27 protein-coding genes and 3 tRNA genes are annotated in these 24,850 nt (G+C 26.8%); 11 read left to right on the forward strand and 19 right to left on the reverse strand.

All coding sequences use genetic code 4. The features are described 5' to 3' along the window. Positions 1 to 7: 7 nt before the first annotated feature. From NV226_RS00620 to rbfA, 5 genes are read left to right on the forward strand one after another with little or no spacing between them, the layout of a single operon-like run. Positions 8 to 427: an LSm family protein gene (locus NV226_RS00620; RefSeq protein WP_258210982.1), complete on the forward strand. Its 420-nt coding sequence runs from the start codon at positions 8 to 10 to the stop codon at positions 425 to 427. Positions 428 to 436: 9 nt separating this feature from the next. Continuing rightward, positions 437 to 2,014: a transcription termination/antitermination protein NusA gene (nusA, locus tag NV226_RS00625; RefSeq protein WP_258210983.1), complete on the forward strand. Its 1,578-nt coding sequence runs from the start codon at positions 437 to 439 to the stop codon at positions 2,012 to 2,014. Beyond that, on the forward strand, positions 1,998 to 2,291 hold the full coding sequence (locus tag NV226_RS00630; RefSeq protein ID WP_258210984.1) for a YlxR family protein: 294 nt from the start codon (positions 1,998 to 2,000) through the stop codon (positions 2,289 to 2,291). The genes nusA and NV226_RS00630 overlap by 17 nt, the downstream gene beginning before the upstream one ends. Beyond that, a complete protein-coding gene (gene infB, locus NV226_RS00635; RefSeq protein WP_258210985.1) occupies positions 2,258 to 4,063 on the forward strand; it encodes a translation initiation factor IF-2 in 1,806 nt (601 codons plus the stop codon). Before NV226_RS00630 ends, infB begins: the two co-directional genes overlap by 34 nt. 1 nt (position 4,064) lies before the next feature. After that, a complete protein-coding gene (gene rbfA, locus NV226_RS00640) occupies positions 4,065 to 4,406 on the forward strand; it encodes a 30S ribosome-binding factor RbfA (RefSeq protein ID WP_258210986.1) in 342 nt (113 codons plus the stop codon). A gap of 98 nt (positions 4,407 to 4,504) precedes the next feature. Here the strand turns inward: rbfA and NV226_RS00645 are convergent, their stop codons facing one another. Continuing rightward, the gene (locus NV226_RS00645) at positions 4,505 to 6,466 is read right to left on the reverse strand and encodes a P68 family surface lipoprotein (RefSeq protein WP_258210987.1); all 1,962 of its coding nucleotides are present in this window, start codon (positions 6,464 to 6,466) and stop codon (positions 4,505 to 4,507) included. A 105-nt stretch (positions 6,467 to 6,571) separates the two neighbouring features. Here NV226_RS00645 and NV226_RS00650 point away from each other — a divergent pair, with 105 nt between their 5' ends. From NV226_RS00650 to NV226_RS00660, 3 genes are read left to right on the forward strand one after another with little or no spacing between them, the layout of a single operon-like run. After that, positions 6,572 to 7,783 (forward strand): ABC transporter ATP-binding protein, encoded by a 1,212-nt coding sequence (locus NV226_RS00650; protein WP_258210988.1) that lies wholly within the window; start codon positions 6,572 to 6,574, stop codon positions 7,781 to 7,783. Next, the gene (locus tag NV226_RS00655; protein WP_258210989.1) at positions 7,770 to 8,693 is read left to right on the forward strand and encodes a carbohydrate ABC transporter permease; all 924 of its coding nucleotides are present in this window, start codon (positions 7,770 to 7,772) and stop codon (positions 8,691 to 8,693) included. The genes NV226_RS00650 and NV226_RS00655 overlap by 14 nt, the downstream gene beginning before the upstream one ends. Next, positions 8,693 to 9,526: an ABC transporter permease family protein gene (locus tag NV226_RS00660; protein ID WP_258210990.1), complete on the forward strand. Its 834-nt coding sequence runs from the start codon at positions 8,693 to 8,695 to the stop codon at positions 9,524 to 9,526. Before NV226_RS00655 ends, NV226_RS00660 begins: the two co-directional genes overlap by 1 nt. 58 nt (positions 9,527 to 9,584) lie before the next feature. On the opposite strand, the gene NV226_RS00665 is transcribed toward NV226_RS00660, so the two are convergent. From NV226_RS00665 to NV226_RS00740, 16 genes are all read right to left on the reverse strand, one after another. Beyond that, positions 9,585 to 10,076: a peroxiredoxin gene (locus tag NV226_RS00665; RefSeq protein ID WP_258210991.1), complete on the reverse strand. Its 492-nt coding sequence runs from the start codon at positions 10,074 to 10,076 to the stop codon at positions 9,585 to 9,587. Positions 10,077 to 10,123: 47 nt separating this feature from the next. Beyond that, positions 10,124 to 10,197 (reverse strand) — tRNA-Trp (locus NV226_RS00670). A 13-nt stretch (positions 10,198 to 10,210) separates the two neighbouring features. Next, positions 10,211 to 11,335 carry a redox-regulated ATPase YchF gene (gene ychF, locus NV226_RS00675; RefSeq protein WP_444850928.1) on the reverse strand — a complete coding sequence of 375 codons (1,125 nt, stop codon included), beginning with the start codon at positions 11,333 to 11,335 and terminating at the stop codon, positions 10,211 to 10,213. 185 nt (positions 11,336 to 11,520) lie between these two features. After that, a complete protein-coding gene (locus tag NV226_RS00680) occupies positions 11,521 to 12,117 on the reverse strand; it encodes an FMN-dependent NADH-azoreductase (protein WP_258210992.1) in 597 nt (198 codons plus the stop codon). Between the two features lie 117 nt (positions 12,118 to 12,234). Next, positions 12,235 to 12,308, reverse strand: a tRNA-Gly gene (locus tag NV226_RS00685). A 120-nt stretch (positions 12,309 to 12,428) separates the two neighbouring features. After that, positions 12,429 to 13,406, reverse strand: coding sequence for a 6-phosphofructokinase (pfkA, locus tag NV226_RS00690; RefSeq protein ID WP_258210993.1), 978 nt, complete (start codon positions 13,404 to 13,406; stop codon positions 12,429 to 12,431). Between the two features lie 268 nt (positions 13,407 to 13,674). Then, a tRNA-Ser gene (locus NV226_RS00695) sits at positions 13,675 to 13,765 on the reverse strand. 60 nt (positions 13,766 to 13,825) lie between these two features. After that, positions 13,826 to 15,265 (reverse strand): magnesium transporter, encoded by a 1,440-nt coding sequence (mgtE, locus tag NV226_RS00700; protein ID WP_258210994.1) that lies wholly within the window; start codon positions 15,263 to 15,265, stop codon positions 13,826 to 13,828. A 15-nt stretch (positions 15,266 to 15,280) separates the two neighbouring features. Further along, entirely contained in the window at positions 15,281 to 15,856 is a 576-nt protein-coding gene (locus NV226_RS00705; protein WP_258210995.1) for a diadenylate cyclase, read from the reverse strand. Between the two features lie 164 nt (positions 15,857 to 16,020). After that, a complete protein-coding gene (locus tag NV226_RS00710; protein WP_258210996.1) occupies positions 16,021 to 17,973 on the reverse strand; it encodes a thiamine pyrophosphate-binding protein in 1,953 nt (650 codons plus the stop codon). Position 17,974: 1 nt separating this feature from the next. Next, positions 17,975 to 19,525 (reverse strand): PTS ascorbate transporter subunit IIC, encoded by a 1,551-nt coding sequence (ulaA, locus tag NV226_RS00715; protein ID WP_258210997.1) that lies wholly within the window; start codon positions 19,523 to 19,525, stop codon positions 17,975 to 17,977. A 19-nt stretch (positions 19,526 to 19,544) separates the two neighbouring features. Beyond that, positions 19,545 to 19,826 (reverse strand): PTS sugar transporter subunit IIB, encoded by a 282-nt coding sequence (locus NV226_RS00720; protein ID WP_258210998.1) that lies wholly within the window; start codon positions 19,824 to 19,826, stop codon positions 19,545 to 19,547. Between the two features lies 1 nt (position 19,827). Continuing rightward, positions 19,828 to 20,277, reverse strand: a complete 450-nt coding sequence (locus NV226_RS00725) for a PTS sugar transporter subunit IIA (protein ID WP_258210999.1) — start codon at positions 20,275 to 20,277, stop codon at positions 19,828 to 19,830. Between the two features lie 10 nt (positions 20,278 to 20,287). After that, complete coding sequence (locus NV226_RS00730) at positions 20,288 to 20,587, reverse strand: hypothetical protein (RefSeq protein ID WP_258211000.1); 300 nt, start codon at positions 20,585 to 20,587, stop codon at positions 20,288 to 20,290. Next, a complete protein-coding gene (locus tag NV226_RS00735; protein ID WP_258211001.1) occupies positions 20,587 to 20,868 on the reverse strand; it encodes a hypothetical protein in 282 nt (93 codons plus the stop codon). Before NV226_RS00735 ends, NV226_RS00730 begins: the two co-directional genes overlap by 1 nt. 371 nt (positions 20,869 to 21,239) lie before the next feature. Next, on the reverse strand, positions 21,240 to 21,803 hold the full coding sequence (locus NV226_RS00740; protein ID WP_258211002.1) for a hypothetical protein: 564 nt from the start codon (positions 21,801 to 21,803) through the stop codon (positions 21,240 to 21,242). Between the two features lie 124 nt (positions 21,804 to 21,927). On the opposite strand from NV226_RS00740, the gene NV226_RS00745 reads away from it, so the two are divergent. Next, complete coding sequence (locus tag NV226_RS00745) at positions 21,928 to 22,764, forward strand: MurR/RpiR family transcriptional regulator (protein ID WP_258211003.1); 837 nt, start codon at positions 21,928 to 21,930, stop codon at positions 22,762 to 22,764. A 9-nt stretch (positions 22,765 to 22,773) separates the two neighbouring features. On the opposite strand, the gene NV226_RS00750 is transcribed toward NV226_RS00745, so the two are convergent. Beyond that, the gene (locus NV226_RS00750) at positions 22,774 to 23,541 is read right to left on the reverse strand and encodes a restriction endonuclease subunit S (RefSeq protein WP_258211004.1); all 768 of its coding nucleotides are present in this window, start codon (positions 23,539 to 23,541) and stop codon (positions 22,774 to 22,776) included. Between the two features lie 57 nt (positions 23,542 to 23,598). Beyond that, entirely contained in the window at positions 23,599 to 24,000 is a 402-nt protein-coding gene (locus NV226_RS00755; RefSeq protein ID WP_258211005.1) for a restriction endonuclease subunit S, read from the reverse strand. A gap of 279 nt (positions 24,001 to 24,279) precedes the next feature. On the opposite strand from NV226_RS00755, the gene rplU reads away from it, so the two are divergent. Together rplU and rpmA are read left to right on the forward strand one after the other, a co-directional pair. Continuing rightward, positions 24,280 to 24,579, forward strand: coding sequence for a 50S ribosomal protein L21 (gene rplU, locus NV226_RS00760; RefSeq protein ID WP_258211006.1), 300 nt, complete (start codon positions 24,280 to 24,282; stop codon positions 24,577 to 24,579). A 6-nt stretch (positions 24,580 to 24,585) separates the two neighbouring features. Next, the gene (gene rpmA, locus NV226_RS00765; protein WP_258211007.1) at positions 24,586 to 24,843 is read left to right on the forward strand and encodes a 50S ribosomal protein L27; all 258 of its coding nucleotides are present in this window, start codon (positions 24,586 to 24,588) and stop codon (positions 24,841 to 24,843) included. Positions 24,844 to 24,850: the final 7 nt, after the last annotated feature.

Here is a 24,850-nt window from a genome sequence, read left to right on the forward strand (position 1 = left end):
AGGTGTTGTGGATATCGAAAAATTATTAAAAGATCAATTTCCCGTTATTAATAAAGCATTTTTTGAAAGAGAAATTCAATTACTTTTCTTACGTGTTGAAGTGAATTTAGTAACTATGGATGAAGTGGAAAACATTTCAAGAAAAATCTCAGATTTTTTAGATGAAAAATATACAGCAGATGGTGAATACTATTTAGATGTTTATTCAAAAGGTAGTGAACCTACTTTTGAATACGAAGAAATTGCAAAACATTTGGAACGATATGTAGAAATTGAATTAGTCGATCAATCTATCCCTTTGATTGTAAAATTACAAGCAGCAGATGAAGTAAAATTACTTGCTTTAGAAAATCATAAAGGTCAAATGAAAAAAATAATTGTGCCAAAAGAAAAAATTAAAAGCTTAAAACTACACATCAAAATTTAAGGAGAATTTATGGCAAAAAAACAAACTATTGATAATGATATAAATCTAATGATTTTTAAAATTATTGATGAAATTTCAAATTTTAGAAAAATTGAAAAAACTGTTGTAGAAGATATTTTTAAGGAAGCTATTATTAAAACATTCCATAAAAAAATTGATGCTGATGCAGAAATAGAAGTAGAAATTGACGAAGAATCAAAAACATTTAATATTTTTAATAAAAATGCAATTGTTGTTTCAGATGAAGAATATGAAGAACAAGATGATTTATTAAATAATGTACTTGTTGGTTTAACTGAAGCTAAAAAAATTGATGCTAATTTAGAAGAAGGTGATGTTTTTGAAAAAACATTCACCTTAAAATCTTTACCTTCGCATTTACATATTATTATTTCTCAGACTTTTAAACAAAAAATTATTGAAGTAATGCGTAAATCTCTTTACCAAAGATACTTACCCAAAAAAGGTACAATTGTGAAAGCTAAGTTTATTTCCAATTCAAAAAAAGGTTATGTTTTTGAATTGGAAGATGGCGCTATTGCTTTTATGCCTTTTTCATTAGCTAATAAAGCACTAAATTTACAAATGAATAAAGTAATTGATGTTTATATTGATAATGTGATTTTAGATACTCGTGAATCACAAATCATTCTTTCAAATTCATCAAACTTATTATTGCAAAATGCTTTAGAAAGATCTATTCCTGAAATTGCTTCTGGAGAGATTGAAATTGTTAAAATTTCGAGAATTCCTGGAGTACGTTCAAAAATTGCTGTTCGCTTAAATCCTGAATACCAAGAAAGTGGAATTGAAGAAGTTGGATCCATCATTGGTAAAGAAGGAAAGAGAATTATTGCAATTCAAAATGAACTGGAAGGTGAAAGAATTGACATTGTTAAATATAGTGATGATATTTATGAATTTATCACTGAAGCAATGAGCCCTGCAAAAGTAGTTTCAATTAACTATGATAATTTCAAAAAAGGTAAAGAAACCTATTTAGTTGTTGTGCCTGATGCTCAAAATACAATTGCAATTGGGAAAAAAGGAAATAATGCGCTTTTAGCGGTAGAAATTACTAATACTCGTTTAGATATTATTTCTGTTTCAACAGCAAAAGAAAAAGGTGTGGAATTACTGTGAAACGGTAATTTAACTGAAGAAGAATTAGAAAAAATTGAAGCTGGTGAAAAAGCAATATACAGACCAAAACGTGGAAATGATTTTTCAGCTCAAAGATTTGCAAGAAAAACTCCTTCATACACATCAAGTTTTGATATGTCTGAATTTGATCAAGAAATAGCAGATTATAAAATTAGTATTGAAGAATTAGAAAATTTTGGTGAAGAGCAAGCATTAGAAGAAAGCCCTGAAGAAATTAATGTAAACCAAATTTTAGAACAACATTTAGAAGAAGAAGCACGTTTAGCTGCTGAAGATGATTATGAACCAGAAGAAGCTAATGAAGAAGAACAACAGCAGATTTTAAATGTTAAAAAAGATTTAAAAAACTTTAAATATGATAATGAATTAGCTTCATATGCTGGTTTGAATGATTTAGATATCGAAGATGAAGATTGAGATTAAATACACCCGAAAATGCATTGTAACTTCAGAAGTTAAACCAATCAAGCAGTTAGTTCGTTTTAATCGTGATAAGGAAAACAATTTTCATTTTGATCCAGAATTAAAACTCCATGGTCGTGGTGCTTATGTGACCAATGATGCAAATATTTTAGCTATACTATTTCAAAAGAAATTATTAAATCAAGCTTATAAAACTAAAATTCAACACGAAATTTATCAGAAATTAGAAGAGGAAGTGATTCAATGGCAAAAAACAAAATCAGAAAATCAAATGTAAATGAAATTAAATCAAAAATGGTTTCTGTAAAAACAGAACTAAAGGATGGTGTATTTACATTTTCAGGACCGATGACAATTATGGAATTTTCCCAAAAAATCAATAAAACTGCACCTGAAATTATTATGTATTTTTTCCAAAAGGGAAAAATGCTAAATGTAAATCACACCTTAAGTGAAGAAGATATTGCAGAATTATGTTTTGAATTTGGTTATGACTTTAAAAAAGAAACTGAAATTAATGCTTCTAATTTTATGGATGAAATCGAAATTGAAGATGATATAAAAGATTTAACTCCTCGCCCACCAATTATTACTATTATGGGTCATGTTGATCATGGAAAAACAACTTTATTAGATAAAATTCGTAAAGCAAATGTTGCTTCAAGTGAATCAGGGGGAATTACACAACATACCGGTTCTTATCAAGTAATTCACAAGAAAAAATCTATTACTTTTTTAGATACTCCAGGACATGAAGCTTTCACAGCGATGCGTGCTCGTGGTGCTAAAGTCACTGACATTGTGGTGCTTGTAGTAGCTGCCGATGATGGAGTTATGCCTCAAACTATTGAAGCTATTAGTCATGCTAAAGCTGCTAAAGTACCAATTATTGTATTTGTTAATAAAATGGATAAACCTTCCAGAGATCCAGAAAAAGTTAAAGCTGAACTTTCAACTCACGATGTAGTAACAGAGGAGTGGGGTGGAGATACACAATTTATTTATGGTTCAGGACAAACTGCAGAAGGAATTAAAGAATTATTTGATGCTATTCATGTGCTTTCAGAAATTCTAGAATTAAAAGCTAATAAAAACCGTCACCCTATTGGTGTAGTTATTGAATCACGTCTAGATAAAGGTCGTGGTGCACTTGCAACAGTTATTGTTCAAAACGGAACTTTATATTCACGCGATTTTATTGTAGCTGGTTCAAAATATGGAAAAATTCGTACAATGGAATCTACAAGTGGTCAAAAAATTGAGGCTGCTGAACCAGGAATGCCAGTTGTGATTACTGGTCTAAATTATTTACCAGAAGCTGGAGATAAATTTTTTGGTTTTTCAGATGAAAAATTTGCTAAAAGAATTGCTGAAGAAAAAGCTTTTTCTGAAAAACGAAGAAATCTTAACGAAAAAAATGCAATTAGTTTTGAAGAAGGTACCAAAGTTATTAATGTTATTATAAAATCAGATGTTCATGGAACTTCTGAAGCCATTAAAGGTGCTTTAGAAAAATTAAAAAATGATGAAGCTGCAGTAAATGTTATTCATGCTTCTGCTGGAGAAATTTCCAAATCAGATGTACTTTTAGCTTCTGCTTCTTCAGCCATTATTTATGGCTTTAATTTACGGGTTTCAGAATCAATCCGTCAATTTGCCAAAGAACAAAAAGTAGAAATTAAAAATTACTCAATTATTTATAAAATTATTGAAGAATTAGAATTGATGCTAAAAGGCTTAAAAGCTCCAAAATATGAAAAAAAATTCATGGGAGAAGCACAGATTTTAAAAATATTTTTCTACTCTAAAGTAGGGAATATTGCTGGTTGTGTTGCAACAAGTGGGAAAATTAAAGCCAATTCAAGAGTAGAAATCTGACGTAAGAAAAAACTAATTTTTGATGGAAAATTAGATTCGCTAAAATCAGGACCTAATGAAATTAAAGAAGCTGCAAATGGTCATGAATTTGGTTGTCATATTAATAAATTTAATCAAATTGAAGAAGGTGATATCATTAAAGCTTATGAAGAAGTTTTAGTGGAGGATTAAAATGAATCCAATCATACATGCCAAAAAAGAACATAAATTACTTTTATTAGTTTCACAAATTATTGCCCAAGATGTTACAAATGTTAACATTTATGGCCCAACTGTAGTTGATGTAAAATTAAGTAATGATGGTTCTCATCTAAATATTTATATGTCATTTGCTTCACATGAAAATAAATCTCTAGATGCCATTAACCATGCTAAGGGATTTATTAGATCACAAATTGCTCGTTATTGAGATAAGAGAAAAGTTCCTGAATTACATTTCATGTTAGATCCTGTAGGTCCAAGGGCTGAAAAAATAGATCAAATTTTAAAAAAAATTAAAGAAGAAGAAAAATAAAAAAATGTTTGATTTTTAAGAATCAAACATTTTTTAATATTTAAAAATTGATTTTAATGTCAAATTGTAATTTTTATATGTATTAAGAATTCTATAAATTAGTTAGTTCTAATTTTTAAAACTTCCTGAAGAATATCATCTCCAGTTTTTTTATTTGATGTAGTTCCTTGTGAAGTTTGTGTATTTTGGAAAAGAGCATCTGAAATTAAAGATGATATTTTATTTGTTACATTATCATTAGGAGCAAAATAAATGGCAGTTTTTTTAGTTGGATCAATTGTACCTGTTGATAAATCCATACCTTTTTGTTTTAACAAGTCTTCCAATGATAGTTGAGCACCTTGAATGATTGTTAATTCAACTAATAAATCATCCATTTGTTTTTTTTCTTCTGCAGTTTTATTTGCTTTAACTTCCAGATCATCTATTTGTTTTTGCAAAGTAGCAACCTGTTGACTTATTTTTTTATATTCTTCAAAAGTAACTCTGTCTCTTGTTGGTACAACATAAGCACTTGTATCTCTAATAAAGTCTTTTACAAATACTTCACCTTCTCCATGAGGATTTGGCATTTTCCCTGTAAGTAATCATTCAATAAATTTAACAGTTGCAGCATTTCTTTTATCATTTGTTTTTATTGCTACAAGTGATGATCCACCTTCATTAAATACTCCACCTTTTGCAGTAATCATATTTTGAATTTGATTAGATCATAAAACATCTTTTTGTTTTGCAAAACTTTTTGCTATTTCTTCATTATTTTTAGCAAAAACTAATTTAGTAAAGCTATTAGAAATTGATTGTTTAATTCCAACATGAGGTGCAATCGCGATTGCACTATCATAAGTTCTAATATCTCAACTAGCTCAAATATTATTTACTCCACCATTTGTAAAGTAAACTGATTTAAACATCTTGTTAGAATCAGCGGCAAGCTTTGCCATTTTATTATGACTAACTAAAGTATTATATGTGTCTTTAATTTGTTTTTGTAATTCATCTTTATTTGCAGCGTTTAGATATGAATAGTCTACAACAAACTGATTATTTCTATCTTTGGCAAGTTTATAAATATATTTTTCAGGGCTACCTGTAATTTCATTTCCAACACTTGCTTCAGTATTTGCATATAACATTTTTTTGTAAATTGTATTACTGTAATCAACAATCAATACAGAAGTATCACGGCCATTTTCTTCAAGCTTTGCTTTTATTTCTGCACTTAAAGTAGGATCTAAATGTAATCCATCATAAACTTTTCCAGAAAATTCTAAAATTTTATCCATTGATGAAAATGTCTCATCATTTACTTTTAAGTCTTTGAAAATGTCAGAAGATTTTGCCTTCATATATCTTCAAGCTTTAGTTTCAGGAATTTCATGATTTCCTTCTTTATCGGCATTTATTACTTTTTTATAAATGCTTGAGTTTTCATCAACAGTACCACCATTGTTTTTAATTTCTTCAAAGATTTTTTTCATAATATCTAAGTTAAAAACTAATGAATCAATTGAAGAAATATCAAAAGGAATTGAAAAAATTTTTCCTTCAGCTTCACCAGCTAATTTGTTATGAAGTGTAAATAATTCACTATCTAGTAATGATTCTTTTATTTGTGATTTTGAAAGATCTAATAAACGATCATATTGATTAACAACAAAAGCTCCACTTTGTTTATTTAGGATAATATTGGGAATACTATCTAAATCAGGATTTGAACTATCTTTGATAGCATTTAATTTTGTTGCAACTTGTGTTGCTAAAGCTGTTTCAGTATTTGCTTTTGTATCTTCTGCATGTTGAATAATAACAGGTAGAAAGTTTTCAGTTCCTTTTTGTGTTTCATTATAAATTTTTACAGCTTGATTAAGTGACCCCACTAAAGGATAAAATTTATTCTGTGCTGTTTGAAATAAAACACTTTCTTCTTTTAATGGCTTACTGGTCTCAGTATTTTTTTCTGTGTTTGTACTATTTGTTGTGCTACAAGCAACAACAACAGCAGGAACAGAAAACATAGCTAAAAAAGAAATATTTTTAGCCGCTTTTTTAAAATTCATTTTTTTCTCCTAAAAATTCTTTATTACTTTTTGTGTAAATAAAATATTACTCTTTTTTTACTAAAAATTCTTTTTTTAGTAAAAAATTATTTATAATTTATCCTTATGAATAATCCAGAAAACAATTATCTAATTGTGAAAGATTTAAACATTGTTTTGAATAAAGAAGTAATTTTGTCCAATGTTAATTTTTCAGTTAAAAAAGGAGATTTTGTCTCTATTATTGGACCTTCTGGTAGTGGAAAAACTACACTCTTAAATTCTATAGCTAATTTAATTCCAAAAACCAGTGGCACAATCATGATTGATAATCATGAAAATAATTTAAACATTGGTTATGTTTTTCAAGATTTTAACCTTTATGAAAACATAACTGTTTATCAAAATATTTATTTATCGGTAAAAAATTCTTTTTTTTGAACAGTAAAAAGAAAACTAGATTTTTTAAAATCATTTGATGTTGAAAACAAATTTAAAATTTTAGAATTCACAACTAAAATTGAAAAATATTTAGAAAATAATACAAACAAAAGAAAAGTTTTAGCAGAATTACAACAACAACATTTTTTATTTTTTAAAAAATTACTTTTGCAAAGAAAAATAAAAACAGCTTTTAAATTTTTAAAGCAAAGTAGTGTGAAACAATTAGCAAAGCAAGATATTGTCGAAATTGCTAGAAATTTAAATATTGAAGATCTTTTATTTAAAAAAACAATGTATTTATCTGGTGGTCAAAAGCAAAGAGTTTCTATTGCAAAAGCCCTAGCTAAAAAAAGTAGTTTAATTTTATTAGATGAACCATTCGCAGCTTTTGATGCTAAATTAAAAGAAAAAACACGTGATTGATTAAAAACAATTAATCAAAAATTTAAGATTACTATGTTGTTTGTTACACATGATCAAAATGATGCAATGTTGATTAGTGACAAAATTATTTTTATTAGCCAAAAAACAATAGTCCAATATGATGAACCAAAAAACATCTTTAAAAATCCTGCAAATTTAGCAATTGCTAAATTTATTGGATATCCAGAAATTATTTTTTTAGAAGAGAAAAATAAATTAAATTATTATATTCGTCCTAAAAACATTTCAATTCAATTCAAAGAGAATTCCACAGATTACATTAAAGAAATCAAAACTAATGGTAATATTGATATTTTAGATATTTGATCTAATAAATATCAAAAAGTTATCACTGTTATTTCAGATGTGAATAAACATCAAATTAACCAAAAAGTCATTTTAATTTTTGATGAAAAAGAAATTTTAATTTTTGATGAATTAGGAAATAGAGTGATCGATGAACAAATTTAATTGAAAGAATTTAAAAGCAAGCACTTTTTTAATTCCGTTATTGGTTATAACGGTTATTTTTATTTTATATCCCTTAATTAATACATTCATTGATTCTTTTAAAAGTTATCACCGTTATTCAAAAGTCAATTTTGATTGATCATTTAAAAATTTTGAAAGTATTTTAAATGATTCACAATTTCAAGCTGCATTTGGAAACACTACAATTGTTTTATTAGTAGCTACACCTTTAGGAATTATTTTAGCATTTTTATTTGCTTTGTTGGTTAATTCCTTAACTTCAAAATTAAGTAAAAATGTTTTAATTACTATGCTTTATTCACAGTTTTTTATTTCTATTTTTGCAATTGGAACTAGCTTTATCTTTTTGTTTGGTAATCACTACAATGCTTTTAATCAAGCATTTAACAGTAATTATAAATTTACTAACAATCAACCATTATTTTTGTATGTTTTATTTCACATTTGGAGAATATTTCCTTTCAATAGTGTCCTATTTATTTTTGCAATTACAAAAGCAATTGAAAAAAACTACAAAAAAATGAGAATTGACAACTTAAGTTTAAAAGATAAAATCTTTCATATTTATAGTTATGAGTTAAAAAAAAGTTTAGTTTTAATGCTTTATATTAATTTTATGACTGTCATGACGCTGTTCCCTGAAGCTATTTTAGGTCAAAATTTTCCCTGAGAGCTAAATCATGCTCATACTTTAACAAGTTATATTTTTGAATATATAAATCCCAAATTTGGGATTGAAATTAATGATGCTAAAGCTGCTGCTTCAGGTATTCTAGTATTTTTATATATTTTATTTTTAATTATACTTTTTTTCACATTCAAAATTTCATTTAGATTTTTTAATAAGAAAAATATGTTACATAAACAGAAAGCACTGGAGGATATATAATGAAATATTTTTGAATTATTTTCAAGTATTTATTAATCACTTTAGTTTTATTATTAGTTCTTTTTCCGCTTTTTTATTTAATTTCTATTTCACTAATGTCAAATAATTTAGTTACTTCAGGTAAAGCACATTTTATAGCTGATGACTGAAACTGACAAAATTATAGCAATGCCTTTTACAATGGTTTTTTACCTTCATTAGCAAATAGCTTAGCTAACGTATCATTAGTGGTAGTAACTAAATTAATAACATTAATCCTGGGAGCTTATGGGTTGTTTTTACTAAACAAATTTTGAAGAAAGATATTATTTATAATTTTTTTATTTATATCTATCATTCCAGAAATCAGCCTTTATTTTAATTTATTTAAATTAAGTACGGAATGAAGTTTGACAAATAAATCAATTATTTTGGCATTATCTATTAATTCAGTATTTTCATTTTTTTCTTTAAATTATTTTTATAATGCATTTGTGGATGTAAGTAACAAAGAAGCTAAAACTGTTGTAATTGATAATTTAAAATGATGGGAAAAATTTTATTATGTTTATTATTCAAAATTAAAAATGCCAATTTTTTTAACAGTAGTTTTTACAACGATTGAAGTATGAAATAGTTACTTATGACCAGCAATTATTTTATCGGGAAAACAAACTGAAAATGGGCAAGCTCTTAATACTATTGCAACATGATTTCCCCAATTAGGTTATATGGAACAAGGAGAATTATTAAATCTTGTTGCTGCAGGATCAGTAATTTCTATTTTAATTCCTTTATCAATTTATTTAATTTGTTCAAAATGAATTAACAGAAATTTATATAAAATGGTGTAATAAATCATCAAAATGAATAAAAAAAATCTCCAGTTAATTGGAGATTTTTTATCTTTGTTTATTTTAAAAAATCTTCTAGACTAGTGAAATCAATTTGATCACTTAATTCTGTGTTGTGTTTTACATATAAAACTTTTCCAGTTTTATCTACAACAATAATTGCCCGGTTCATCAAGAAAATTCCTTCAACTAGTAAACCGTATTTAGTAGAAAATTCTCTTTGTTTGTAATCTGAAAAAATTGAAATATTATCAACTCCATGAGTTCCACATCACTCTTTTAATGCAGTAGGTAAATCTAAAGAAAGAGCGATAAAATTAATTTCTGGATTATTGTGAGCTAATTGAGAAATCCCACGTGTTTGTTCATCACATACTGAAGTATTGATAGATGGAAAGATTGAAATTACATTTAAATCTTTTGTAAATAATTGATTAATTTCTTGATCTTGAAATTCTAGATTTGCAACTTTTGCATTAATCTGGTCACCAACCTTTACAGGTGTACCTACTAAGTTGAATTTAGTTCCTCTAACTGTTATTGTTGACATGTATCATCCTTTACAAATAAACTAATTTAGTGCTTATGTTTAGCATATGGCGGGAATTAAAGGAATCGAACCTTTGCGAACAGGTTTGGAATCTGTGATACTACCATTATATTAAATTCCCGTATTGATAAATATTATTTACCAAATTTAAAGTGACAAACATCACCATCTTGCATTATATATGTTTTTCCTTCAAGTCGCATTTTTCCATTTTCTTTAGCATTTTTTTCACCTTGCTCTTGAATATAATCTAAATAACTAATAACTTCAGCTTTAATAAATTTTTTTTCAAAATCACTGTGAATAATTCCAGCACATTGAGGCGCTAGCATTCCATTTGTAAAAGTTCAGGCGCGAACTTCTAAAATTCCAGCAGTAAAATAAGTTGATAGATTTAATAATTTAAAAGCATGTTGTGTTAAAAGATCTAAACCAGAGTACTTTAAGTTATATTCTTTTAAAAATGCTTGAAAATCTTCTTGATCTAATTGTGAAAGTTCATGTTCTAATTTAATCGAAATAGGTAATAAAGTAACTTTTTTAGCTGTTGCTCATTTTTCTAAATTTTTGTAGTGAGAATTATTTTTTAGATTGTCTATATCATTTTGGGCAATATTAGCAACATATAAAATAGGTTTTAAAGTTAAAAGTTGATAACTTTTTAAGAATTTTAATTCTTTTTCTGAATAATCAAGTTCACGGGCTTGAATATTTTGTTCAAAAGCTTTTTGTAATTTTAAAGCTAATTCATATTCAATTTTAGTTTCTGCATCGGAAGTATTTTGTGCTTTTTTAGTTACACGTTTTAAAACATTTTCAATGATTGTCATATCAGAAAGTAATAATTCTAAATTAATTATTTCCAAATCTCTTAGTGGATTAATGCTATTAGCAACATGAACAATGTCATCATCTTCAAAACATCTAACTACTTGAATAATTGCATCTACTTCACGAATATTTGCTAAAAATTTATTCCCTAAACCTTCCCCTTTGGAAGCACCTTCAACTAGACCTGCAATATCAACAAACTGAAAAGTTGCAGGTAAGATTCTTTCTGGTTTAACAATTTTTGCTAGCTCATGTAATCGATTATCATTTAGTTCTACAATACTGATATTAGGTTCAATTGTAGTAAATGCATAATTGGCAGATTCAACTTGAGTTCTAGTTAAGGCTGAAAAAAGCGTTGATTTTCCAACATTGGGTAGCCCAACAATACCAGCTTTTAGTGACATATTTTTTCCTTTATAAAACATAAATTTTCTTTGAATTAAATAAATAATTATAGCATACAAAAAAATGCTTATTCTATATATATTTTTTACAATCAAACAAAATAAAAATTTATTTTTATGTAGAAAAAAATGTTTTTATTTCTAAAAGTTGCAATTAAGTAACTATTTAAAAAAACAGATCATATTGATCTGTTTTTAACAATGTTTTAAAATTCAGCAGCTAAAGCCTTAATTTCTGCATCAAAAGAATCTAAGTAAGCTTCTTTTGATAATTCAGTAGCTGGTGCAACTTTTGTTCCAGCAAGAATAAATGGTTTAGCAACTTGGGCACCTAAAAAGTTTCAAATTCCTCTTAAGTTTTCAGTATGGTCACCTCATGGGTATCAACCTAAAGGTGCACCTTGACTTGTTAATAATTGAACTTTTAAATTTGTTAATAAACCAATCGCATCACCTTTTTTAGAATATTTATAACTAAATGTTTTATCAGCTACACATATATGGTCAATATAGTTTTTTGTTGTAGCTGGATAGTGGAAATTTGTCATTGGCGTAGACATAACAACACGATCTACGCTTTTTAGTTGGTTAATGTATTTATCTGCATCTTCTGGATTTCAAAATTCTTTAAAGTTGTTAGTTGTTAAAGATTTTATTCCAGCACTTTCTTCGTTTAAATCTAGATATGTTACTTCTGCTTCAGGATGTAATTCTAAATAATGTTTCATAAAACGGTCACTTAATAGTGAAGAAAAAGAACCTGTTTTTTCAGTCATTGAAGATTTAATTACTAATACTTTCATATAAACTCCTTATTAATAAATATTTATTTTTCTTATTAATAATTTTAGCCTTTTTTTATTTTAAATTAATAAAAAAAGGCTAATAAAAGCCTTTTGTTTTGGTCATTAATAATGTCTTGGAGCGAGTGAAGGGAATCGAACCCTCACAATCAGCTTGGAAGGCTGAAGTTCTGCCATTAAACTACACTCGCGTTTAATTTGCTTTATTATTATATAAAAAAAATAAAAAAAAGCAAATATTTCATTTTAATGAATAAAAGCATAAAAAAACAACAAGTTTAGTGTATGTTTATTTTATTTTTGATTCAAAATTATGATTGATTCAATTTATTAAATTTTTCTGTTTTTTCTTTGTTTGATTTATTTTTCATTGCAAGAGCTTCTAAGATAGGTGTTGCAATAATGTCATTTTTAATATTTCCTAAAGCTACACCTGATTGACCATTTAACAATAAATCAACAGCTTTAATTCCCATTAATGTCGATTGAATTCTTTCTTGGGCAGTAGGAGTTCCACCGCGTTGAACATGTTCTAAAGCCATTGCTCTTGAAGCAATTCCAGTTTGAGCTTCAACTTCTTTTGCTAGAGCTTTAATATCTTCATAAATAAATTCACTTACAATTGCTATTACACTTCTTTTTTTCTTTGCAATCATTTGATCTTTTACAATTGCTACAATTTCTTCGGTAGTTTTTATTGCTTCATTAGTGATAATGATTTCAGCTCCGGTAGCTAAACCTGAATAAAGTGCTAAGTCTCCTGCACCGTGGCCCATTACTTCTAAAATTAAAAAACGATTGTGTGAATTAGAAGTATCTCTTAGTGAATCAACAGCTTTAACAATTGTATTTAAAGCTGTATCATAACCGATTGTAAAATCACTGGAAGTAATATCGTTGTCTATCGTTCCTGGCATTGTAATAGTTTTTACTCCAATTTCGTGTAATAATTGCGCTCCCATGTATGAACCATCACCACCAATTACAACTAAAGCATCAATTTCTAAATCTAATAAATTTTGTTTAGCTTGCATTCTTACTGCTGGATCTTTAAATTCTGGATATCTTGCAGAATAAATAAAAGTTCCACCTTTAGCTATATATTGATCAACATCAACATTTTTAGCATTTTGAATATTTTTTTCAACAAGACCTTTATATCCTTCATAAATTAAAAAAGTTTCTAAGTTATTTGCAAGGGCATGTTTTAGAACTGCTCTAATAGCATTATTCATCCCTGGAGCATCACCACCCGATGTTAAAACTGCAATTTTTTTGATTGTAGACATATATTTTTCTCTCCATTATTATTTAATTTAAATTAAAACAGATGTTAATTTTACCTTTTATGTTTTGAAAGGTCATTGCAAAACATAAAAGGTAAGGTAATATATAATGTAATGAAATTTTAACAAAAAACCACAATAAAATAAATTTAGTTTGCTAAATCATTAGGTTATAAAAATAACTTTTAAAATTGATGATGTTTTTAAAAGTTATTTTTATTCAATTACCATTTTTTTTACTAATTTCTATGTAAAAAATTAATAAAAAAAATGGCGGGATAGAAAGGATTTGAACCTTCGCGGGAGTTGCCTCCCCTAACACATTAGCAGTGTGTCCTCTTCAGCCTCTTGAGTACTATCCCAACATGATTAAATAGCCAAATTATTATACAATATTTTAATAAAAAAATAAAGTGATTAAACTAAAGTGGTATTGTTAAAAAGATACTGATTGCAATTCCAAAAAAAATCAATGTTGAAGTTGCATCAGTTAAGGTTGCTAAAATAGGAGCTGACATAACAGCGGGATCTTTGCCGATTTTGGAAGCTATCAAAGGAATAATTGAACCTAAAAATTTTGAAAAAATTATTACAAACAACATTGCAAGTGAAGCTGCAAAAGAAATAATTAAAATTCCCTCAAATTGTTTTAATGAACTATTTGGAATTATTGTTGTATTGAATAATTCTTTGGTTGCAGAAAAATATATCATTAAACGAGCAAAATTGATAGTCATCAAAATTGATCCGATAATTAAACCTACCATAAATTCTTTAAAAAGCACTTTACGAACAATATTGTCACCTTCAATTTCGCCTAGTGAAATTGCTCGAGTAATTGTAGTTGCTGCTTGAGAACCAGCATTTCCAGCTGAACCAGCAATAACAGGAATGATAGAAACAATGGTAGAAAAAAAAGTACTTACTCCAATTTTATTTAAATATGCACTGTGTTCTAATAAATTAGTAAATTGATCGATGATAATCTGTGAAAGTGTTGATCCTATCATTAAAATAATTAATCAAATTACTCTAGATTTTACAAGTTTAATAATTGCTGTTTTTAAATAGTCATCATCAATATTAGAAGAAGAAATACCAGCCATTTTATACATATCTTCAGTAGCTTCTTCTTGGAAAATATCAATAATATCATCAGAAGTCAACATCCCCACAATTCGACGAGAACTATTAATAACAGGAATTACAGACAAGTCATTATCAGCAAAAACATGAGCAGCTTCTTCTTTTTTATCATATGTACGAACAAAAGGTACAGGAAAAAGAATTTTTTTAACTTTAGTTTTTGGATCAGAGAAAACCAAATCTTCTAAAGTTACCGCTCCAATCAAATGTTTGTGTTGATCAACTACATAGTAATAATGAACTAACTCAGCTTCATCACGCATATCACGAATTTTTTTTAGAGCTTGTGAGCAACTTCATTGATCTTTGATATTGACAATATCAATAGACATAATTGAACCAACAACATCATCGCTATATTTTAAAATTTTATTGACATTATTTCTGGTTTCTTTGTCTGTATTTTTTAGAATTCTTTTTGCAAGATTAGAAGGAACTTCTTCTAAAATATCAGCAATTTCATCGGTGTATAATTCTTCCAAAACAGAAGCAATCATTTTATCAGAAAAATTTTTGATTAAATTTTGTTTTACTTCAGGAGATAAAAAAGAAAAAACTTCTCCAGAAATATCTGTACTAAGTAAACGAAAAAAAATTACACTTTCTTGTGGATCTAAATTTTCTACTTCGGCAGCAATTGAAGCAATAGGATTTGTTTTTGAGTAATCACGAATAAAGTTGACATCTTTATTTTGGATTGCTACTTTTAATGTCATATTGCCTCCGCTTTATTAATTAACTAAATGTTTTAATAAGTTTTCTTGAATTAAATCTAAGTTTGTAGAAAAAAACTTTCCTAGTTTAGCAATTGTTACATCACCATTTTCTTCTGAAACAACAATAGTAATGGCATCAGTTTGTTCACTAATCCCCATAGCAGCTCTGTGACGTGCTCCATATTTATTATTGATTGATTTTCCTGTAATTTTAAAGTATGTAGAAGCATAAGTAATTTTATTATCTTTAATAATAACAGCCCCATCATGTAATGGCGATTTTTTATTAAAAATAGCAATTAGTAAAGTTGAAGAAATATTGGCATTTAATTCCAGACCATCTGTTCTAAAACTACTTAAATCATCTTTTTTTTGAATTGTAATAATTGCGCCTGTTTTACTTTTTGATAATTCAATAATTGCTTCTTTTAAATGATAAATTAAATGTACTTTTGTTGTATTTCCTAATTTTGAAAAACTAGTTTTTTTGCTTTTTAATTTTTTAATTATATAAAAAACCAAAAAAATGATTGTCAGTAAAACAACTCAAACAAGTAATACAAAATTTAAAATTATAAAAGTATTTATCATAATTTTAAAATTATAGATTAATAACAATAAAAGAAAAAACTTTTCTCAATTTCAAAGTTGTTTAATAAGATAATTATTTTAAATAACAAAACAAGTAAAAATAAATTCAAAAAACATTAATAGTGTTTTTTAGTACTATTAATGTTTTTTATATTATGAAAATTTTATTGAATTTTAGCTAATCATTTTAAAATTTTTTGAGCGATTTGGTTTGCTTCAAAACCATGTAATTCATAGACAATTTGTCCGTCTGCAGAAGCACCAAATGTATCTGAAAAATGACCATTAAATTTATTGTATGTTGCTAATTTATATCACATTGAATCATTTGAAGCTTCAATGGCAAAAATTGGTTTTTGATCAATTTTTAGCTTTTTAATTAGTACTTCATCATTTACTAAGTCATTTAGAATCGGTACAGAAATTAATTGAGCTAAAATATTTTCTGATTTTAAAATATTTAATACTTTTTCTGCTAACTCCACTTCACTACCAGAAGCCAATAAAGTTAATTGAAAATGATCATTTTCAATAATGTGATAAGCTGCTTCTAAATTGTTTTTAGCTAAATTGTAAGATTTTAAAGGTTGGCGACAACCAATAATTGCATATTGTTCTTTTTTTGAACTAAAAGCTTTTTTAAAAGCTAATAGCATTTCTGATTCATCACAAGGGCGAACTACTTTAAAATTGGGGATAGATCTTAAACCTGTAATTTGTTCGATTGGTTGATGAGTTGGTCCATCACCACCAACTTGATAAGAATCATGGGTATAAATATGAATGTTTGTTAATTCCATCAATGAAGCTAATCTTAGGGCACTTTTAGCATAATCTGAAAACACTAAAAAAGTAGCATCAAGTGTTTTAAAGTTACTATATAAATTAATTCCATTATTAATAGCTGTCATTGCAAATTCACGAATCCCGTATTTAATATTTTTACCACCTTGTCAAAAATCTAAATTTCATCCAACTTTACAAGCAGCTTTTAAATCGGCTGATCCACCTAAAACATTTCATGCATTTTGATCAATATGTTCCATAATTGTAGGAATATAATCACGGGTAGCTAAATTAGATTTTGCAAAACTAACATCAAAACTAGGAAGTGGTAATTGATTATTTATTAATTTTAACAATTCATTGGCTAGTTCAGGAAAATGATTTGAGTATTCAGTGAATAATTCTTTCCATTGATCATATTTTTGGTTTTTATCTTTTATGATTTGAGCACCATATTGATAGTTACTTTCATCATATTCAAAAGGTTCAAAAGTTTTAAAATCAAGCGCTTTTTTATATTGAATTGTTGCTTCTGGGCTCAAAATTCCATTATGACCTTTAGGAGTATTTGCCACAGCAGTGCCTTTAGCAATTTCAGTTCTTACTTGAATATAAGTTGGTTGATCTGATTTTTTAGCTAACTCAATGGCTGCTAAAAAATTCTGTGTGTTATCATTTTCCATAATAATAACATTGAAATTTTGCGATTTGAAATATTGTTGAAAATCAATGTTATTTACTTCTGCTGAACTGGAATCAATTTGCATTGCATTATAGTCATGAATTAAAATTAATTTGTTTAATTTTAAAGTACCAGCCAATTGAATTGCTTCCAGTGCTACTCCTTCTTGTATACAACCATCTCCATGAACTACAAAAATGTGATTATCAATTATACGATAATTTTTTTTGTTAAATTTTTGCGCTAGATATTGTTGAGCAATGGCCATTCCCACACCCATGGCAATTCCTTGTCCTAATGGACCAGTTGATGCATCAACAAATTCTAATTTATCCATTTCAGGATGGGAAGGAGTTTTAGAATTTAAGATTTTATGGTTGATTAAATCTTCTTTATTCAAAATACCTAAAAAATTGTATAGTGAATAAATAGTTAAAGATCCATGACCCGCACTCAGAACAAAACGATCACGATTAATTCATTTTGGATCTTTAGTTGTAAATTTCATTACATTACCCACAAGGTTAGCGATTAAATTTGTTGCACCTAAAGCCATTCCTAAATGACCTTGTTTTGCATGATTAATTGCGTCTAAGGAAATTCCACGCATCGCTGAAACTAAAGCTTCATGCTTTTCTAAGTTTATCATTTTACACCTTTGCAACTTGTTTGTGATTGTTTTTGTTACCAGGTCAAGAAGGAATAAATTTAGCAAAAATTCCGTCCATTACTAAACCTAAGTAAAGGATAATTGCTCCTACAAGGGCAACATATTTGTTAATTTTTCCAAGTAATCCTGGGAATGCAGCAATGATGTAGTCAGTATCACCTCAGTTTAGTGAATTTAGGTTAACATCACTTTCTTGTGCTTTTGCTAAAGTATCTAGCGCAGAATTACTTGCTGGTACTCATGAACCTGCAATGAAAATAATTGGAATAAAGGTAATGAAAATACCCATCACAAATGAACCGATAATAGCTCCTCAAATTCCACCTTTAACATTTCCAAATACTCCTGAAGTTGCCCCTAAGAAAAAGTGTGGTACTAAACCAGGTAAAATTACTGCAGCTGCAGCTGAACTATGATCAATTGCAATTGTGATAAACATTGCAACAATTCCACCGGCAAATGATGATAGAAAACCAATAATTACAGCATTTGGTGCATAAGGGAAAACAACAGGACAGTCCACAGCAGCTTTTGAATTTTTAATTAATTTTTCACTAATCCCTTTAAACATTGGAACCAATTCACCAATAAATAAACGCACTCCAGCTAAGATGATTTCCACACCTGCTGTAAATGTAAAAGCTTGAACAAACATTGTTACAAGTCAATTTGAACTACTTAAAATATTGACAACATTTTCCTTACCTGCAATAATGCTAGTTGTTCCATCAATTGTTTGGTGGAATTTACCCATTTCATACATAATTCCAGCAGGTAAGAAAGCGATCATATAGAAAATAAAGATTGTTAATGAAATAGATACCATTGTATTTCTAAAAAAGTAAAGTGACTGAGGAAATTTAATTTGTTCAGTTGATAAAACTTTACCTTTTTTAATTTTGTAAATAACTTCACCAATTAGCCCACTCATTGCATAACCAAAACCACCTGTATGTCCCATTCCGATTTCGTTTGTACCAATGATTTGTCTCATATATCTTTGATTCACAGCAGGTGAAATAACCATGTATGCAGCAAGCACTAAGGCACCAATAATTAAAGCAATGGCAAAATCACCAGCATTATTTTGGAAGTCTAATCCCACTGCATATAAAGTTGCTGCTAAAGCTAATGATGTGTAGTATAAAACATGTCCTGATAAGAAAACATATTTTAATCTTGATAGCAATGCTAATAAAATATTAGCAATCATCCCTACAACCATGATTAGTGAACCTAAAGTTGCAATGGCTGGTAAAGCATTTGCTAAAATACCAGCAAAGGCATCGTTATTAGGAATGATGCCATTCAAACTATAAGTTTCTTGAAATAAAGGCTGGAATTTTTGAAGTGAACCTACTAATACTCCAGCTCCTCCACCCAAAATTAGAAAACCAATTATTACTTTAAAAACACTAATAATTGTTTGTGATACTTTTTTTCTTTGTATTAAAGCTCCAATTAAAACAAAGATACCAACCAAAAAAGCTGGAACTGATACAAAGTCTTTTAAAAAAATTAAAAATCACATTTTAGTTCCTCCTTAATGACTATTTGTTTTTATTTTCAAAATATTTTTGAAGCTTTTCTTCTAGTTCTTGTTTCGATAAAATATTTGTTAGAATAATTTTATCTTCTTCAGGAAAGTCCAAAGCTGGAGCAACATCTGCTCCAACTACAATTAAATCAACTCCTTCTTTAGAAAAAGAGGAAATATTTGTGTGTTCTACACTTTCATATTGAATTCCCATTGAGTCCAAAACACTTTTTACATTGATTTCCATCAACAGTGATGATCCCAAACCAGAACCACAAACACATTTAATATTCATGTTAATCTCCTTTATATTTATTAACCACTGTTCAAAATTGTTCTAAATTTTGAACAGTTAATATCTCTTGTTTGAAATTTTTATCCATAAAATACATTGCAAAATCTTGAATAAACCCCATATGAGAATCTGAGTCTGGTGTAGATAAAGTAATAATTATTCTAGCTGTTTTATCTGCTTGATCATTAAAGGTTACTGCTTCACTTAATATTAAAGTTGAAACAGCAGGTTTTAATGAATAATTACCAGGAGCAGCATGAAGTAAAGCGATACCTTTTTCTAAGACATAGTATGCACCATATTGTTTTGTAGATTCTAATATTGCTGTTTCCAGTTTTTCTGTAGCTTGTCCTTTATCCACAAGTTTTTGAACACCTAATTTAATAACATCTTTTCAATTTAATTTTTCTTTAATTCAAAATACATTATTTTGGTCAAATATTTTTTGCATTTTTATTTCCTTAATTGTTAGCGAATGCTAAATAAAACATGAGAATTCCAAAAATAATAAATATGAAAATGAATGCTATGATTACTCATATTCCAGCTTTTGGGGAAGTTTTAGTTTCTCATTTTTTGGGTTTAGGCATAGAATTTAATATAAAAAATTTATTAGGATTAGAATTTTTATCTAAATTATCTTTTTCAATTTTATAAATCAATTGTTGCATTTCTTCTGCAGTAAGTTTTTTGATTTTTTCAGAATTTTGACCATACAAATCAATCAATTTATTTTTTAAAAAATTTATGTCATTATCCATTATTTACCTCATTTTAAAAATAACTTTATTAAATCTGCAAAAGGCTCAATAGGTATTGTGATTATTTTTTGGATTAAAGTTCATTTTTTATATTTAAAATATTTTTTAGCTTGTTCAAATTCATGAACTGTAAGGTATTCTTTTAAAACTTTTTCGGTTTGTTTTAAAGATAATTGATGATTTTGTCTTTGTAAAAAATAATCAATTAATATAAGTAATAAAAAAAGTAAACCAAAAATTATTGCAAGTATTCAAATACTAAAAATTAAGCAAAAAGCCAAAACTCAAAAAGAAATAAATAAAAAGTATTTGATAATTTGTTTTTTAGGCTAAATGATTTCATGGATCAACAATATTAAATTTACGAAACTATAAATATTTGCTTCTAAATAGAGTTTATTTAGATTAATAAAGCTTTTTTTGAAATTAATATTATTTAATCAAAAATTAGCCTCTTTATCGTTTATTTGCAAAGTAATTTCTTTAGATTTTAAAAAATTTTGAAAAATAACGCCAGGATAAACATTTTTTAAATTTATTTTTCTGTATTTAATTTTCAGATTTTCTGCATAAATATAAAGCACAAATAAAGCAACAAAAATCCAAAATAAAACGAAAAATAAACCATAATAATTTAATTGTATTTCTCACATTATTTTTTATCTGAACTTAATAAATTATTTCTTTTAAAAAAATTAATTCATTTTAATTGGTCAATATTATTTTTCATTTTTTCGCTTTCAAATTTAATTTTTTCACCCAATTCTTCAAAAGTTAAAATTGGATAATTTGTTGAATTTTTTACCATAGAGTTAGGATTGTTTTTGATAAAAATTATTTCAAAAGTAACTTTATATTTACTTAGTAATTTTTCAATTTCTTGATATTTATTTTCTGAATTTAAGTTAATAATTTCTTGATTATTAGAAAAAATAATTTCAGACAATATATAAATTTTTTTATCAGTAACAATAATTGCAGGAATTAAGCTTTTTTTCACTTTGGCATGTGGGTTTTTTATTAATATATTTATAAAAAGTTTTAAATTGTTTAGCATTGCAAAAAAATGAAATTTTTCAACACTTTTTTGAGAAAGTAATTTCATAGATCCCTTATCTAGATCCATTTTTTTATTTGTATAAATTCTCCAGATAACAACAGCTAGCAAAATTACAATTAAAATTGAACTAAAAATTATTAGAAATAATTTAAGCATATTTTTACCTCAATTAATTTATGGATGGACTTAAAGTCCAAATAAATTTTATATAAATTATATTTTTATCTTTTTAATGTGAAAGGAACTTTCATAATTAAAATTAATAAGCTATAATTATTTTATGAACAGTGAAAAAGCTTCTTTTCCAATCATAACTAAAAAATTTAATTTAACTGATGTTGAAGAAAATATTTTAAATTTTATTAATTCTTTAAAATTAGAACCTTTTAATTTAACTTCATTAGAATTATCAAAAAAAGTTTTTTGTTCGGAAGCTTCTATCTCACGTTTTGTAAAACGCTATGGCTTTAGTTCTTACAGAAATTTTGTTTTTTATGTCAACAAAAAAATTGAAGAACTTAAGTCACAAACCAGAAATATTCATAATACAAAAGAAGATTTAGTAATTTTGAATAATATTCATAATTACTCTTTTCAAAATACGATTAATAATTTTAATATAGAACAAATTTATCAAGCAGCCAATCTTATTAATGTTTCCAAAAAAATTATGTGTATTGGAGTAGGTTCATCTAACAAATTAGCAAATGAACTATCATCTAATCTAGCAAAATCAGGAAAAAATGTTTTATTTAGTGAAGACTTTCACACAATTATGCCGTTAATTGGTTTATTAAACAAAAATTCTTGTGTAATTGTGGTATCAAATAATTTAAATAATAAAGAAATTATTTTTTCCATTCAACAATCTAGAAATCAAGGCGCAAAAATTATTGTTATTACTTCCAATGGCAAAAATCAATTTTCAGATTTAATAGATATCAAAATTCTTTATGAAAAAATTCATGATAATACTAAAAATGTTCCAGTTGCATCTAAGTTATCATCAATCATCATTATTGATTGTTTATTTGAAATTTATATGAATTTAGATAAAAAATATAGAAAAAATATTTACAAAACAGATAAAATTTTGCAAAAATGAAGACAAAGTTAGTTTTAAATATTAATGTGTGTAATTATCAATTAGCTTTTGATTATAATTGACTTTTCCTTGTAAATAAATATAGGAAATGTAGTTTAATGCAAGTATATAATATTTATTATTTTCTTGTCATATATATTCATCTTCTGAACTGACTTCTAAACAGGGCAGTAAAATGCTTTCACGACGAATATGTTCTTGGTTGAGTGCATAAGAGTAACTATAAACACTAGAAACAAAAAGATTTGTTAGTATTTTTGCAAAAAAATAATTAACAGAATTATCTAATTTTTCTAAATCTTTATTTTTATAATCCATCACATATGTATGTGATGTAGCAACAAAATCATAATCATGATAAAAACTATAACCTACACTACCATCTTTATTAATAGTTAGTTGATTTCTAAAAATAGGAATTGTTGGATCTAAATCATCCTTATTAATATACTTATAAGAATTATTTTTTGAACTAGTAACAACCTTAATGTAATTATCTTGAGCTTGATCAAGCAAATTATAATTTTTTAATGTCAATGATCCTGGAACAGTTATAAACTCAAATAAATCATCTAGTTTAAACGATTTTCAAATAATATTTGTTTTATCTTGTAAATAAGTTAATTCATACTTAGCTTTTTGTGCTTCATATTTAGCTTTTTGAGCTTCATACAATCTAATTGTTTTTTGCTCTTTATATTCTTTAGCTTGCTCCATTAAATCTTTTATATAATCAGTAGCAAGCGTATAATATTTACCATCTTCTATATATATATATATATTGGTCATCCGGTTTAACTTCTAAACAGGGTAGTAAAATACTTTCACGACTGATATTTTCTTGGTTTAATTTATATGAATAATTGTAGATATTGTTAGTAAAAGATTTGATAGTATTTTTGCTAAAAAATGATTAACTGAATTATCTAATTTTTCTAAATCTTTATTTTTATAACTTAAAATACACGTATCAGCAGTTGCGACAAAATCATAATCATGATAAAAGCAATAACCTACACTACCATTTTTATTAATAGTTAGTTGATTTCTAAAAATAGGAATTGTTGGATCTAAATCATCCTTATTAATATACTTATAAGAATTATTTTTTGAACTAGTAACAACCTTAATGTAATTATCCTGCACTTGATCAAGCAAATTATAATTTTTTAGTGTCAATGATCTTGAAACAGTTATAAACTCAAACAAATCACCTAGTTTAAACGATTTTCAAATAATTTCACCCATAATTTATTCCTTATTTATTATTTAACAAGACTGTTTTTCACCAAATCATAAATTAAATTCAGATCATGTTTTTTACAAAATTTAAAAATTATCCAGTTTGAATATTTTTAGTATTTTAATTTTACTAGCATTTTATATATTTATAATAATAAAGAAATTTTAATTTTATGTTAAAATAAAAAACGTTACTTAATGTAACCATTCTAAAAAGGTTCTAAATCTAAATATTTTTAAAAAAATATTTAGTACCTTCAAGATGAGCCATTATTAAGGAGAAATATGTTTGCAATTATTCAAACTGGTGGTAAACAATTACTTGTCAAAAAAGATGATACTATCTTTATTGAAAAAATTGAAGGTAACGAAGGTGATATAGTTACTTTTGATCAAGTACTAGTTTTAGACCAAAAAATCGGAGCACCTTTAGTTACTGGAGCAACAGTAACTGGTGTGATTGAAAAACAAGGAAAACAAAAGAAAATTATTGTTTATCGTCACAACGCAAAATCAACTCACAAAAGAAAATTAGGACATCGTCAACCTTATACAAGAGTAAAAATTACGGAATTGAAAGGATAATCAGAAATGGCAAAGACAAAAGCTGGTGGTTCGACTCGTAATGGTCGTGATTCCAAAGGAAGACGTTTAGGATTAAAATTAGGTGATGGTCAATTTGCAACAGCTGGTGCAATAATTTTTAGACAAAGAGGAACAAAAATCTTCCCCGGTACTAATGTGGGAAGAGGAAATGATGATACTCTTTTTGCTTTAATTGAGGGATACGTAAAATACGAAACTAAGAAAAATCGTAAATATGCATCCGTTTATACAGAAAGACAATAATTTTCAT

The organism is Mycoplasma iguanae, from assembly GCF_024722375.1.
Lineage (GTDB): Bacteria > Bacillota_I > Bacilli_A > Mycoplasmatales > Metamycoplasmataceae > Mycoplasma_M > Mycoplasma_M iguanae.